11 protein-coding genes and 2 pseudogenes are annotated in these 14,162 nt (G+C 69.2%); 8 read left to right on the top strand and 5 right to left on the bottom strand.

What is annotated here, in order from left to right:
* The first annotated feature begins 92 nt into the window (after positions 1-92).
* From QZV72_RS10030 to QZV72_RS10010, 5 genes are all read left to right on the top strand, one after another.
* A complete protein-coding gene (locus QZV72_RS10030; RefSeq protein WP_297008073.1) occupies positions 93-1,439 on the top strand; it encodes an LLM class flavin-dependent oxidoreductase in 1,347 nt (448 codons plus the stop codon).
* A gap of 122 nt (positions 1,440-1,561) precedes the next feature.
* Positions 1,562-2,758 (top strand): methyltransferase, encoded by a 1,197-nt coding sequence (locus QZV72_RS10025; protein ID WP_297008070.1) that lies wholly within the window; start codon positions 1,562-1,564, stop codon positions 2,756-2,758.
* A 74-nt stretch (positions 2,759-2,832) separates the two neighbouring features.
* Positions 2,833-3,966, top strand: a complete 1,134-nt coding sequence (locus QZV72_RS10020) for a glycerophosphodiester phosphodiesterase family protein (RefSeq protein WP_297008064.1) — start codon at positions 2,833-2,835, stop codon at positions 3,964-3,966.
* Positions 3,967-4,031: 65 nt separating this feature from the next.
* The gene (locus QZV72_RS10015; RefSeq protein WP_297008062.1) at positions 4,032-4,313 is read left to right on the top strand and encodes a hypothetical protein; all 282 of its coding nucleotides are present in this window, start codon (positions 4,032-4,034) and stop codon (positions 4,311-4,313) included.
* Positions 4,314-4,524: 211 nt separating this feature from the next.
* Complete coding sequence (locus QZV72_RS10010; RefSeq protein WP_297008058.1) at positions 4,525-5,301, top strand: SDR family oxidoreductase; 777 nt, start codon at positions 4,525-4,527, stop codon at positions 5,299-5,301.
* Between the two features lie 120 nt (positions 5,302-5,421).
* Here the strand turns inward: QZV72_RS10010 and QZV72_RS10005 are convergent, their stop codons facing one another.
* The 3 genes from QZV72_RS10005 to QZV72_RS09995 all read right to left on the bottom strand — a co-directional run bounded on the left by QZV72_RS10005 (position 5,422) and on the right by QZV72_RS09995 (position 10,680).
* Positions 5,422-7,338 (bottom strand): BCCT family transporter, encoded by a 1,917-nt coding sequence (locus tag QZV72_RS10005; protein ID WP_297008055.1) that lies wholly within the window; start codon positions 7,336-7,338, stop codon positions 5,422-5,424.
* 348 nt (positions 7,339-7,686) lie between these two features.
* Positions 7,687-8,865, bottom strand: a complete 1,179-nt coding sequence (locus QZV72_RS10000; RefSeq protein WP_297008053.1) for a hypothetical protein — start codon at positions 8,863-8,865, stop codon at positions 7,687-7,689.
* Between the two features lie 123 nt (positions 8,866-8,988).
* Positions 8,989-10,680 (bottom strand): MFS transporter, encoded by a 1,692-nt coding sequence (locus QZV72_RS09995; RefSeq protein ID WP_297008050.1) that lies wholly within the window; start codon positions 10,678-10,680, stop codon positions 8,989-8,991.
* A 592-nt stretch (positions 10,681-11,272) separates the two neighbouring features.
* On the opposite strand from QZV72_RS09995, the pseudogene QZV72_RS09990 reads away from it, so the two are divergent.
* Positions 11,273-11,386, top strand: a pseudogene (locus QZV72_RS09990) (DNA-binding response regulator); the annotation flags it as partial.
* A 9-nt stretch (positions 11,387-11,395) separates the two neighbouring features.
* Here the strand turns inward: QZV72_RS09990 and QZV72_RS09985 are convergent.
* On the bottom strand, positions 11,396-12,676 hold the full coding sequence (locus tag QZV72_RS09985) for an MFS transporter (protein ID WP_297008048.1): 1,281 nt from the start codon (positions 12,674-12,676) through the stop codon (positions 11,396-11,398).
* Positions 12,677-12,840: 164 nt separating this feature from the next.
* On the opposite strand from QZV72_RS09985, the gene QZV72_RS09980 reads away from it, so the two are divergent.
* Together QZV72_RS09980 and QZV72_RS09975 are read left to right on the top strand one after the other, a co-directional pair.
* Positions 12,841-13,206, top strand: a complete 366-nt coding sequence (locus QZV72_RS09980; RefSeq protein WP_297008045.1) for an SdpI family protein — start codon at positions 12,841-12,843, stop codon at positions 13,204-13,206.
* A 142-nt stretch (positions 13,207-13,348) separates the two neighbouring features.
* A complete protein-coding gene (locus QZV72_RS09975) occupies positions 13,349-13,855 on the top strand; it encodes a hypothetical protein (protein ID WP_297008075.1) in 507 nt (168 codons plus the stop codon).
* 31 nt (positions 13,856-13,886) lie between these two features.
* On the opposite strand, the pseudogene QZV72_RS09970 reads toward QZV72_RS09975, so the two are convergent.
* A pseudogene (locus tag QZV72_RS09970) lies at positions 13,887-14,162 on the bottom strand (transposase); the annotation flags it as partial.

The raw sequence follows: 14,162 nt of genomic DNA, 5'->3' as shown, positions 1-14,162 counted from the left end.
GACCATATCGACCATATCCTTGACCATGAGACCAGGTTACCGACGTCCTGAATCGCCACCCAGCTCCACGCACCACCCCCGAAAGGCCCCCCATGACTGCGCACGGCGAGCCCTCCCCGGTCCATCTCAACCTGTTTGCCAGCGGTTGCGGCCACCACGCCGCCGCCTGGCGGGCCCCCGGATCCGCCGTGGACCGGATCGGCGACATCACCTGGTGGCAGGAACTCGCACGCACCGCCGAGCGTGGCCTGTTCGACGCGGTCTTCTTCCCCGACGGCCAGGCCGCCCGCACCGACGCCCTGGCCTCCGGCCCCACCTGGTTCCTCGAACCGATGACCACCCTGGCCGCGATTTCGCAGGTCACCGAACATATCGGTCTGGTGTCCTCGGTCTCCTCGACCTTCTGGGACCCCTTCCACGCGGCCCGCGTCATCGCCAGCCTCGACCACATCTCCGGCGGACGCGCCGGGCTCAACCTCGTCACCTCGCAGCTGGACGACGAAGCCCGCAACCACGGCATGGACGCCCTGCCGAACCACGCGGTGCGCTACGCCCGCGCCGGTGAGTTCGCCGAGATCCTCAAGCGGCTGTGGGACTCCTGGCCGGCCGAGTCGATCGTCGCCGACCGCGCCGGACGGTACACCGAGACCTCGCAGATGACGAGGATCAACCACCATGACCGGTGGTTCCACGTCGCCGGACCACTGAACATCCCCACCCCGCCACAGGGACAGCCGGTGATCTTCCAGGCCGGGATCTCCGAACCGGGCCGGGACCTCGCGGCGTCCCACGCCGACGGCGTGTTCACCGTCGCCTGGGACTCGCAGGGCGCCCGGGGCTTCCGCAGGGACGTCCACGCGCGCGCCGCCGCGGTGGGACGCGACCCCGGGGACGTGCGCATCATGCCCGGCCTCGTGGTCCACCTCGGCTCCACGGAGGAGGAGGCGCGCCGGCACCAGCGGGAGCTCAACGAGCTGCTGCCGGTCGAGGCCGCGCTGAACGACCTCTCCACCTTCCTCGGGGTGGACGCCACCGGCTGGGACCCGGACGCCGAGTTCCCCGACCTGTCCCCGGTCGGTGAGGGCGAGATCCGGGGCAGCCGCCACGCCCTGATCCGCCACATCGTGGAGCACACCGGGATCAACGGCGGGTCGAGCAGGGGAACGGACGACCTGCGGCGTCCCACCGTGCGTGAACTGCTGGGCTACCTGGCCGCCGGTGGCGGGCACGCGACCGTGGTCGGCACCCCGGAGCAGGTCGCCGACGAGATCATCCGGTGGGTCGACTGCGGCGCTGCCGACGGCTTCAACATCATGCCGCCGTCGCTGCCCTACGGACTGGACACCTTCGTCGACCAGGTCGTGCCGGTGCTGCAGGAGCGCGGCCGGTTCCGCCGGTCCTACGAAGGGCGCACCCTGCGGGAGAACCTGCTGGGGTAGGGGGGCGGTCTTCACCACCGGTCTTCACCGGTCCCTGACGGCCTCCGGCACAGCAGCGGCATCCGGCCGCCCCCGGACCCGGCAGGTCCGCCGTCCCCGGTCGGCATGGGACAATCACACACATGACCTCCACATCAGGGCAGATCGCCACCGCCGACGACACGACAACCGCGGACGCAGCCCTCGACCAACTGCGTCGTGGGACCACACTGCGGTGGCGGGGGGACTTCCACAACGGACGGCAGCTCATCAAGGCGGTGGACCGGCGACTGACGAAGCAGGCGGCCCGCCGGGGGAAGAGGGGGAAGACCGCCCCGGGAGGACAGGACACGGCCGGAGCCCTGTTCCTGCGGCAGCGTCGGGAGCGGGCGCGCCGGGCGGAGGTGCTCGGCCGCATCGTCGTGGACCTCGGGGTCAGGGAGCGGGCGCACGGTGACGATGCCCCGGCGGCCCCGGAGTGGTTCCTCGACCTGCGACGTGCCCCCGACATCGCCGAGGCCTGCGCCCACGCCTACGGTGCACCACGGCCCGGCGACTCCCGGCGTATCCCGTTCACCGAGCTGCAGGGCGTCCTCGGGGCGTGGCAGTGGCACATCAGAGGTGTCGAGGTGCCCGCGCTGGGGGAGAAGGTCTACCCGGACTACGGGGTGTTCTCCCCGACGCGCAGTGAGTACGTGGACCTGGTCGACGAGGTCGCGGCGTCCCGGCTGCCGCAGGGGGCGGAGGTGATGGAACTGGGCACCGGGACCGGCGTCCTCGCCGCGGTGCTGGTCAGGCGGGGTGCCGGGCATGTCACGGCGACGGACGTGAACCCGGGGGCGGTCTCCTGCGCGCGGCTGAACCTGGACCGGCTGGGCGCCGGGGAACGGTGCGGGGTGGTGGCGGCGGATCTGTGGCCGGCCGCCCCGGAGCGCGCCGACGTGGTCGTGTTCAACCCGCCGTGGTTGCCGGGGACACCGACCTCGGAGCTGGAACGGGGCGTCTACGACGCCTCCTCCGATACCCTGCGGCGCTTCCTCGTCGAGCTCGCCGACCATCTCACCGACGGTGGGGAGGGCTGGCTGGTGCTCTCCGACCTGGCGGAGCTGCTGGGCCTGCGGAGCCGGGAGCAGTTGGAGCGGTGGATCGGTGACGGTGGTCTGCAGGTGCTCGGCAGGGAGGACACGGTTCCGCGTCATCCCGCGGTGTCGGGGACGAAAGGTGGGGGAGCCGATCCACTGCGTGCCGCCCGGTCCCGCGAGGTCACCTCACTGTGGCGGTTGGGGCGGGCCCGGGCGGACCGCCCCGCCCCCGGCCTCCCCCGGTTGACGCGCGGATGAACGTTTCCGGACCATGGTGAACATCGGGTGCACAGTGCTGACAGGGGGTGCTGCCGGCGGTTAGTGTCCTTCCCATGACCCTCACCCGACAGTTCTCCGTCACCGTTCTCTCAGCTGCGGTCGCCGCGTCCGCCCTCATCGCCGCCGCCCCCGCAGCCACCGCTACCGACCTGCCCGGCGGTGTCGCAGGATCCCTCGGCGGATCCCTGGGCGGATCCCTGGGCGGATCCCTCGGTGACATCACCGGCAGCCTCCCGGGCAGCTCCGACGTGCCCGGTGGTTCGGCGAACCCCGCCGACAACCTGCCCACCACCTTCGACCTGCAGTCCCACCGCGGTGGACGTGGCGAGCACACCGAGGAGTCCCGCACCGCCTTCGAGAGCTCGCTGGACCTCGGTGTCACCACTCTGGAGTTCGACATCCACATGACGAAGGACGGCGTCCCCCTGGTGTGGCACGATCCGTCGATCCAGGACGACAAGTGCACCGACACCGCCCCGGTCACCGCCGACGACCCGCAGTTCCCCTACGTCGGCAAGGACGTCCACGACCTCACCTGGGACCAGATCCAGACCCTGACCTGTGACAAGGTGCTCTCCGGGTTCCCGGACGCCACCCCGGCCACCGGTAACCGGATCCTCCAGCTGTCGGACGTCTTCGACATCGCTGAGCGCGACCCGCAGGTGTACTTCAACATCGAGACCAAGGTCGAGGCCGACGATCCGGGCCGGTCCGCCGACCCGCAGGAGTACGTGGACGCCATCCTCGACGCCGCGGACGCCGCCGGCACCACCGACCGCATCACCGTGCAGTCCTTCGACTGGGCGACCCTCCCGCTGGTCCGCGACCGGGCCCCGCAGGTCCCGCTCGCCGCGCTGTGGGACAAGAACACCTGGGCGCCGGGCTCGGCATTCCTCGGCCCGGTGGACTACGACGCGGTCGACGGGGACGTGCTCGCCGGTGTGCGGCAGCTGGGTGTGGAGATCGCCAGCCCGGCCTTCGCCACCTCCTCGCCCTGGGTCGGCGGCGACCTGGCGGGGTTCATCGACCGGGCGCACGCCGAGGGGCTGCGCGTCCTGCCGTGGACGGTCAACAAGACCGCCGACATGGAGGCGTACATCGACGCAGGCGCCGACGGCATCATCACCGACTACCCGACGCGCCTGAAGCAGGTCCTCGATGACCGTGGGATCGCGTACCGGCGCTGATCCGCTGGCGGCCGCCCGCCGCACCGGACCTCGGCGAAGGAGAGCTCGCGACCTACGTGGACGCGGTGCTCGGTGCCACCGGTGCCACCGGTGCCGACAAGGTCGGCACCCTCGACCGACGGATCGGCGAGGCCGGCGCCCGGCAGACCCACGGGTCCCCGCTGCCCACCGCATTGAATGAGGGTGCGGACACGATGCCGGGCATCACCTGCACCGTCATCGGCACCCGCTACGACCGGACCAGCACCCCGTACGAGGCGACATTCCTCACCATCGGGCCGGGTGCGACGGTCGACAACTCCCCCTACGGGACGGGTGCGAGGAGGACCGGTCAGGTCACGGGATGACCTGCTCGCCGCGGGTCATCGACCCGGTGCGCAACGCCCTGACGCCGGGTTCCGTCACGGACGTGCGGTGCGTGGCGCAGGTGTCGGAACAGCCACGCCGGCCTGGGCGGAGGGGACCAGCTGGCCGGTTCAGTAGTGACCGTTCCAGATTTTTCCGTGAAACTACGCCGTTCCAGGGACGCCACGTCCCCGCGACGGTAGTTTGGCCTGCATGGGTAATCAGAAGAGCATTTTCATCTCCGGCGGTGCCGCAGGCATCGGGCGCGAGGTCGCACTCAAGTTCCACAACGCCGGCTGGCTCGTCGGCGCCTACGACATCGACGAGGCCGGGCTGCAGAAGCTCGCCGCCGAGGCCCCCGGCATCATCACCGGCAAGCTGGACGTCACCGACTTCACCAACTGGGAGGAGGCCCTGGCCGACTTCACCTCCCACACCGGCGGCAAGCTGGACGTCCTCGACAACAACGCCGGCATCATCGGCGACTTCGACATCGCAGAGCAGCCCGCGGGCCTCATCGCCAAGCAGATCGAGATCAACTGCACCGGCGTCACCCTCGGTGCCAAGGCCGCCTACCCCTACCTCAAGGCGACCAAGGGCGCGCACATGCTGTCCATGGGCTCCGCCTCCGGTATCTACGGCCAGCCGCACATCACGCCCTACTCCGCGTCGAAGTTCTATGTCCACGGCTTCACGCAGGCCATGAGCCTGGAGTGGCGCAAGGACGACATCCGGGTCGTCAACCTCATGCCACTGTGGGTGAAGACCAAGCTCGCCGATGTCGAGGCGGCGTCCACCAAGCGCCTCGGCGTGCGAATCAGGACCGAGGACGTGGCGAACGCCGTGTGGAAGGCCGTCCACCCGAGGAACTGGTTCGAGCGTCAGCGTCAGGACTACTCCGTGTCCCTCCCGGACCTGGCGCTGCGCTGGTCCGCACGCTTCGCCCCGGCCCCCGTCGTGCGTGTCGTGAACATGCTCATCGCCGGCTAGCTGTCGCTCCCGGTGGGGCACAGCAACCCCGAATTCATCACACCCCGTGCCGCTGCAGAGGTCCTGCAGCGGCACGGGGTGTGATGTATCTGAGGTGAACGGCGGCGTTGACGGGGTGGGTCACTCCCGGGGCTGGTCCGGCTCCTGGTCTGGCTCCGTGAACTTCTCCCCGGCGTCCTCCTGTGCGGCCCTCTCCGCCGCAGCCCGGTTCTCCTGCGTCCGTGAGTAGGCGGCCCACGGGTCCGGCGTGGCGGCGGCCTCCTCCTCACGCTGACGCCGTGCCTCCTCCGGGTCCTCGGAGGTGGCGTCCTTGTACCAGTCGGTCAGCGCCGGATCCTCACTGTCGAAGCCCGCGCCGGCGCCCTCCTCAGCCGGGACGGCGTCCACCCCGACGACGAAGTCGTCCCCGTGTTCGTCGATGCCCTTGGCGATCCCCTTGTACAGGGCGGAGCGGGCGTAACGGCGTCGGATGGTCTCCGGGTCATTGGCCAGGTCCTTCCACCAGGACACCATCATCCCGATGATGATCAGTGCGAAGGGCAGCGAACAGGCCACCATGATCGACTGCAGCCCGGACAGGGCGTCCTGCCCGCCGGCGAGCAGCAGGAAGATCGCGATGAGACCCAGGGCGGCACCCCAGATGATGGTCACCGGCTTGGAGGGCTCCGGGCGACCGGACTGGGACATCGACCCCATCACCACCGTCGCCGAATCCGCGGCCGTGACGAAGAAGATCACGACGGCGATGATCACCACGATGGAGGTCAGACCGGTGAGCGGGAGATTGCCCATGATGTCGAACATCACGTTCTCGCCGGATTCCTTGATCGTCACCCCGAGGCCCTCGAGGTTCATCTTGATGGCGCTGCCACCGAAGATCACGAACCAGGCGGTGGAGATCGCCGAGGGGACGAGCACGACGACCGTGGCGAACTCGCGGATCGTGCGGCCCTTGGAGATCTTCGCGATGAACATGCCGACGAACGGGGACCAGGAGATCCACCACGCCCAGAACAGGGTCGTCCAGGAGGTGAGGAACTCCTCCGCGACCTCACCCTGGCTGGCGCTGACCTGGAACATGGCCATGAAGTTGTCCGCGAGATTCAGGATCGTGGCGGGCATGAGGTCGAGCAGGAAGAGCGTCGGCCCGGTGATCAGGACGAAGACGCCCAAGGTGATGACCAGGCCCATGTTGATGTTGCTCAGCAGGGCGATGCCGCGCTTGATGCCGGACACCGCGGAGATGATGAAGATCACCGTGAGGACCGCCATGATCACCACGACGAACCCGTTGCCCTCCAACGGCTCGCCGGTGAGGATCGACGTACCTGTCCGGATCTGCAGCGCACCGATCCCCAGGGAGGTCGCGGTACCGAACAGGGTCACCAGCACAGCGGCGACATCGATGATCTTGCCGAGGACCCGGTTCGAGCCGTCCGGGAAGATCGGCTCGAAGACCGCGGAGATCAGGGGCACGCGGCCGCGGCGGTAGGTGGTGTACGCCAGTGCGCCACCGACCAGTGCGTAGATACCCCAGGGGAAGCTCGCCTGGTGCAGCACCGCCTGCGACATGCCGGGCAGCACGGCGTCCATCGTGCCGCTCTCGGCGTCGGTGGCCGGAGGAGCATGGAGGAAGTGCTGGAGCGGCTCCATCGGTCCGTAGAAGATCAGACCGATCCCCAGGCCGGCGGCGAAGAGCATGGAGATCCACGTCAGTGTGGAGAACTCGGGTTCCACGTCATCCGGCCCCAGCCGGATACGGCCGGTCGGCCGGTACGCGATGACCAGCATGAAGATGATGCAGCCGAGGGTGATTCCCCCGTAGAGCCAGCCGAGGTTGCGCACCACCCAGGACTGCATGGTGGAACCGACATCGGCGATGTTGTCCGGCGCAACGGCTGCCCAGACGATGAAGCACATGGCGACGACCAGAGCTGTCGCGAAGACGCCGACGCGGGTCGGGAACTTCGTGTTCGTGTCCTCGACGCTGATACCGGGGACCAGGGCCGGATGAACAGACCGTTCCCCGGTGGCCACCTGCTTCAGGGCCGTGCCGAGGCGACCGGGCTGGCCCGGTGTCCGACGTGGTGGGTGACGGTCAGCGCCGTCCGGATCCTTCGTCCGGTTGTCTGTACGGTCGTTCGTACGGTCGTTTGTCTGGTCGTTTGTCTGGTCGGGGGGCACCGGCATAGGTGGGCCGCTCCTCGGAGAGGTCGATGACATGGACGATTAACAACGTTAACATGTGGTGAGTTTCACTCATCCTGAACGCTGAGACGGCTCACCGCGCGGTCCCACGGCTCACGGAGTCAGGAGAAAAGGTCAGTAGAAGTGGTGCAAATGGGTCAGTAAGGGGATATTCCCTGGTAGAGCACGTGCCGTGATCTACCGCAGCCAGTAGGTGACGTCCGGTCCCCAGCCGGCGATGACGGACGCGGCGTCCTGCCCGTCGGCCGCCCCACCACCACCGGGTACGGGGATGGAGCGGGTCGCCGCGGCGAGGTAACCGGCGACGGTGAGGTGCACGGCGTCCCACGTCCCGGCGACGGCTGACCAGTCGGGGATCAGCCACGGGCCCGCCGTCTTCGAGTCGCGGCCGGTCGTCTGGAACCACTCACGCCGGTGCGACCAGGTCACGTCGAGGGGGAAGTCCCGGCACAGGCCCGCCCAGTCGTCGGCACCGGTGATCTCCAGGATCCTGGCGCCGGTCGGCGGCCGGTACGCGGTGGCGCAGAACTCGTCTACCCACCGGTCCTCGACGAACAACGCCCCGACCGGGTCGTGGGCGCCCCGTTCCGGTTCCGCGGTCCCGCCCGGCCACCGGCGCGTGGTCATCGGGACGCACCACACCGGCACCGACCACCATTCACCGCCCGCCGCGTCCTCCACCCGGCGGCGGCGCTCGAACGACGTGGCGCTGCGCCGCTCTCCGTCCCGGGCCTTCGCCGAGAACCCGGCGAGGCGCTCGGCCCGCTGAGCGGCATCCGGGACGGGGAACGGGGTGGCGTCCTCGCCCCAGGTCACCGTCCACTGGTCAGCCATGTCAGGGGTGCTCCACCACCAGTCGGTCAGCGGGGACGCCGCGAGGTGCTCCGCCGCGGGGACCAGTGCCTCGCGCATCTCCGGAGTGGAGCAGAGCGCGTCGGCACCGTCCGGCTCCTGCCAGTACATCGCGGCGGTGACCGAGACATCCAGTGCCGCGTCCAGGAGTTCCGGCGTAGGGTCGGGGAGTGCGTGGGTGGCGAGGAACCCGGCGAGGCGTCGGGCGACGGACCGGACCGTCTCAGGTTCGACCGTTTCGGGCTCGACTGGCGCGGCGTCCGGGGTCCCGTCATCGGCGACGATCCGGAAGTACCGGGCGGTCCGGTCACGCTGGGGGTCGAGGGCGTCGGAGACCTCGAAGACCGCGGCGTTGAGGGGGTGGGCGGTTCCGGTCGCGGTGTCCTCCGTGTCCGCAGTGTCGGCAGTGTCCGCAGCGTCGAGGGTGAACTCCAGCAGCAGGCGGCGTCCGCGGGGACCGGCGAGCAGGTCGGCGGCGCGTGAGGTGGGATCTGATGCGGACATTCCGCCACTGTACCGGCGTCGCTCACACCGCCCGTCGGACCTCCGCCGTGGTGATACCGGGCGATCTCCGGGGCGGAGCCCTCGCGGGGAGGACGCGACAGCCAGGGCGACGCAGCGCAGGCGTCAGGACGCGGTGACGCGCGAGGGCCCGGGCTCCACGGTGGACCCTGCGGCAGGCCCTGCGGCAGGCTCCGCGAGCTCATCGACGGTGACCTCGACCGCGGCGTCGATGTCGTCGGCGTCGAGTCCGGCCTCCGCCGCGGCGTCCTGCCAGCGGTCCCAGGAGGCGTCCCACTCCGTGTAGTCGGTCCGGTCACGGCGGCGCAGGTGCAGCGAGCGGCGCATCCGCTCCAGGGTCCGGGCCACGCCGGCCGCGTGCGCCTGCGTCTCGGCCTGTGGGCTGTTGCCGACCAGCGGCTGGCGGGCGGACTCCGGCAGGAACCGCACGGACACCAGCCCGACGACACCGAAGATCACCAGCCAGATCGCCGGCCACCAGGTGCCGAAGACCGGGATCAGCGCGGAGTTGATCATCGGCGTCGTGCCACCGAAGACCGCGACCGAGAGGTTGTAGCCGATACCGAGGGCGGCCATGCGGGTGAACGTCGGGAAGATCGCGGGCAGGGTCGCGGCGACCGGGCCGGCGAACCCGCCGAGGGTCAGCGCGAGGACCGCGCAGCCGAGGAAGATCAGCACCATGTTGCCGGACTGCAGCAGCGCGAACACCGGGAAGGCGGTGACAACCAGCGCCACGGAGGACGCGATGAGGATCGGGCGGCGTCCGATGCGGTCGGAGAGGATGCCGAACGGGTGGGCGGAGACCACGGTGATGAGGATCGAGACCAGCACGAGCATGTCGGACTCGAAGACGGTCGTCTCATGCTCGGCGAACTCGGTGAGGTAGGTGTTCATGAACGAGGTCAGCGTGTAGCTGAGCACGTTGTACACGGCGACGATGCCGAGCAGCACCAGGAATTCCCGGCGGTGGTCCCGCAGCAGGACGCCCAGCCCGGTCTTCTGGCCGGCGGACACGTCCTCGTCGCGGGCCTCGGCCTCGTCCATCGCCTCCTGGAAGGCGGGGGAGTCCTCCAGCTTCAGACGCAGGTACAGGCCCACGAGGCCGAGGATGCCGGCGCACCAGAACGGCAGACGCCAGCCCCAGGCCTCCATGGAGTCCTGGCCGAGGGCGGCGTTGAGCAGGGCGACGAGGCCGGCACCCAGGGCGAAGCCCAGGTAGGTGCCGGAGTCGAGGAAGGAGCCCCAGTGCCCGCGCCTGTTGTCGGGCGCGTACTCGGCGGTGAAGGTCATCGCGCCGGCGTACTCGCCGCCGGCGGCGAAGCCCTGGATCAGCCGGGCCCCGATGAGCATCAGCACCGCGGCCCAGCCGGGCACCATGCTGACCGGGATGAAGCCGATGGCGACGGTGCCGGCGGCCATCATGATCATGGTGGTGGCCAGCACGGACTGGCGTCCGATCCTGTCGCCCAACGGTCCGAAGAACATGCCGCCGAGCGGGCGGATGAGGAAGGAGATCGCGAAGGTGCCGAAGGTGGCGACCAGGGCGAGGGAGTCAGACAGGGAGTCGAAGAAGACGGCGGACATGGTGACGGCGAGGTAGCCGTAGACGCCGTAGTCGAACCACTCCATCATGTTGCCGAGGGCGGCTCCGCCGGCGGCGCGTTTGAGCGTGGGTTCGTCGACCACGGTCACGTGGTCGGGTGTGTACGGCTCGGTCAGTGCGGAGGCGTCGCGACGGTAGCGGCGTAGGCGGGCTGAGCGGACTTTCCCGCTGAGTGTGCTGTTGTTTCGGGGCACCGGGGCTCCTCGTGGTGGTCGTCCCGTCGCGGGAGAATACCGTCGCGGCGAGCCCGCGCGTGGACGCTGTTTCCACCGGTTTCCACCGGGTGAAGTGACGCCGTCCGTTGCGGAGACCCTTTCCATCGGTACCCCGGCAGCGCGTCCGCTGCAAACAAGACGCACAGTTGAATGCACGGTTAATAAAGTTCACAATGTGGATTGACCTGTGGAAATGTGCATAACCTGTCTGTTTTTCGTCCTGGGGTTCCGATCCGGCACCGCGAACCTGTCCACAATGTGGATAACTGTCGGCAAACGGCACGGTCAAAGGTGCGGCAGCCACCCTGACGAATGTCATGGTCCGGCCGTGACACCGGGGTATTTCCGGGACACCGCGACCGGCGTTCACTGGGGAGCATGAACACGACATTTCCCGCGGACCACCACGCAGAAGAACACACGGAACACAGCGAAGAACACAGCGAAGAACACAGCACAGCTCCGGTGAATAACGGGGGAATTTCCGTCATCCGGGCCAGCTGCCTGACCAGACGCTCCGGCTCCGGCAGATCCACCCCTCATCGACCTCGTCCTCGGCTTCACCGCACCCACCGCCGGTACTGTCCGAGGTCCCCGGAACCACCTGTCCTCGGTGATCGGCAAGACCGGGGCGGCGAACCGGCACGAGGCGGTCAGTGCCGCGCGGGAGAACAGGTGGCTGTGAGTACCTGCCTCAGCCGCGACGCGTGACGGACAGGACCAGCGGGACGGAGATGAGCGTGACCGCCGTGCCGAAGAGGAACACCGGGACGTACCCGGTGTGCGGGGCGATGAGCGCGATGACGAACGGAACGAAGAAACCGACGTAGGTCAGTGAGTAGAAGATGCCGGTGAGCGCGCCGAGCTCGTCGGGCGGGGCGATGCGCTGCACCTCACGCAGGCCGGAGACCATCATGATGCCGTAGGCGGTGCCCAGCACCATCGCCGTGGGGATCATCAGCCAGGCGGCGGCCGCACCCGGGGCGAGGGTGGTGACGGCCACGGCCAGCAGCATGCCGACGGTCGCGGTGCCCAGCCCCAGGACGGCGGGGTGGGGCTTCGCGCCGAGGTCGGCGTGGCGTCCGATCCTCGGCTGGACGGCCGCGCCGGTGAGCATGGTGACCCCGGCGATGAGCCCGGTGTAGGCGACGTTCGGGCCGACGCTCTCCGCAGCCACCGGGGCGAGGGCGGCGAAGGAGGTCGTGGCGCAGCCGAAGACCCACGGCGCCCAGGACGCCACGGCGAGCAGGAAGTGCCGGGACCTGGCGGAGCCTGGAAGGAGGTGCCTCCTCGTGTCCGGGGTGGGGCCGGTGCCGGTGTGCGCCGGTGGGGGCGGGGCGGAGGTGGTCCACACCAGCGGGGTGAGCACGAGGATCATGACCAGGTGAAGGGCGAGACCGGTGGTGTCCGGGCCGGGCAACCACTCGGCGACGGGGCCGGTGACCAGCGGTCCGACACCGAACCCGGCGGAGGTCGCGATGGTGGCGCGCCGGGCGGCGGCACCTGGGCCGTCCTCGGCGGGGGTGACCTCCTTGAGCCAGGACGCCCCGGCGGCCATCACCAGTCCGACGGCGACACCGGTGAGCATGCGTCCGACGACGAGGATCAGCGGACTCGTCGGCTCGTCGAAGAAGTGGGCGACGAGGGTGGTCAGCGTGCCGACCGCGGAGAAGAGCAGGGACGGTCGGACGAGGGCGCGGCGTCCGACCCGGTCGGAGAGCGGGCCGCCGAACAACAGTGCGGGGACGAGACCCACGATGTAGATCGCGAGGAGGAAGTTCACCTGGGCCTGGCTGAGGTCGTGGACTTCGCGCATGACGGGCAGCAGCGGGGCGAAGAGGATCGCACCGAAGGAGATGGCGAACATGCCCAGGGCGACGCGCAGCCACGGGGCCGGGCCAGCGGGGGTGTCTCCGACGGACGGGGCAGAGGTCGGACCGCCCTGGGGGTGGCGATCCTGCGGTGAATGTGCCATAGGTAACAATATTGACACAGAAAGCACATGGGCGGACGCGCGGGGTGGTGGGATGGGGGCCGTGTGGCAGCAGAGGGTGGACCACGAAGGATGACCTGTGTACTGTGGGTACAGTTAAGTGATATCAGTTAATTCCGGCCGGGTGGGTCGGGGAGGAGACGGGCGTGGCTACGGATCTGAGCCTGTTGATCGGAATGGTCATGCTCACGATGGTGTGCGGGGGCATGGCGTCCGCCAGTGCGAAAGGTGCCCTGTCTCGCAATGGAGCGATCGGGGTCCGGACGAAGGCCACGACGTCCTCCGACGCCGCCTGGGACACCGGACACCGTGCTGCGGCCCCGATAATGCGGTGGGGCTCCCGGTTCGGCATGCTGATGACGGTGGTGACCGTCGTCGTTGTGATCATTGTGCGCCCAGGCGAGAATCCGGGGTGGGAGCTCGTCGTGCCGGGGGTCGGCTTCCTGGGCGTGGTCGTGGGGATCTGCTGGTCGGGGTTCGTCGCGAACCGGGCGGCGAAGGCTGTGGGGTAGGGGCTGCGGAGGTTGCGTCACATAATCCCCCTCCGCCTTCTGCCCGCTGCCTGCTGTCACGGAACTCCCGACAAAGTGACACAAACGGCGGTGTGGCGAGGGGGAGTTGGGACGCCTGGGTTTCGGTGTACCCTACCCAGCCATGACGAGAATTCGGCGGGGAGCCGCGACGGCGGCACTTCCGGCGCTCGCGCTGGTGGTGGCGACAGCGTTGGCAGGGTGCACCGACGACAGCGGAGACAGTGACGGCACGGAGCAGTCCGTGGTCACGGTGACGAGCACGGCGTCCTCTCCGGTCCAGCCGGAACCGACGCCGGGGGAGGACGAGGTACCCGTCCCTGACCTGCCGGAACCCGCCCAGGCACCGGGGGAGATCGTGGGGTCTGTGGACAGTTCCACGGATTCCGCCACGAACTCGTCGACCGGTGGTCCGGCGCTCGGCGACGCCTGCATCGGCGCGAACATCGGCATGCGTGCGACGGCCGATGACGGGACCGGCATCATCTGTGACAACTACTCCTGGCAGGCCGATGTCGGGCAGTCTCCGACGGATCCCTGGGTCGACGGTCAGATCGAATGGGGCAACTGCATCGCGGAGAAGACCGTCGAGGAGTGCCGGGCCGCGTCTCACCGTGGGCCAGCAGCGTGAGATCGTCGGCGAAGACCGGGCACCGAGGCGCAGCATCGCGGTCGGGGAAGATCCCCACGGTGTCGGTCCGGCGTCGGATCCCCTTGTTCAACCACTCGGTGGGATTGTTCGACCAGATCTGCCGCCACACACTACCGGGCACGAACGTGAACGCCAGGATCTCCTCGAGGGCGGCTTCCAGGTGCTCGGCGGCTGCCGGGATCCTGTCATCCAGCAACGGCGACGACGTCCCTGGCCTGGCCTGGGCCCAGACCTTGTCGGGGTAGACCTCGGCGATCGTGGCTTTGATCCCGCCATGGCCGTCACT

The sequence above is a fragment of the uncultured Corynebacterium sp. genome (assembly GCF_902782855.1).
Lineage (GTDB): Bacteria > Actinomycetota > Actinomycetes > Mycobacteriales > Mycobacteriaceae > Corynebacterium.
This window is presented reverse-complemented; position numbering and strand designations above follow the sequence as displayed.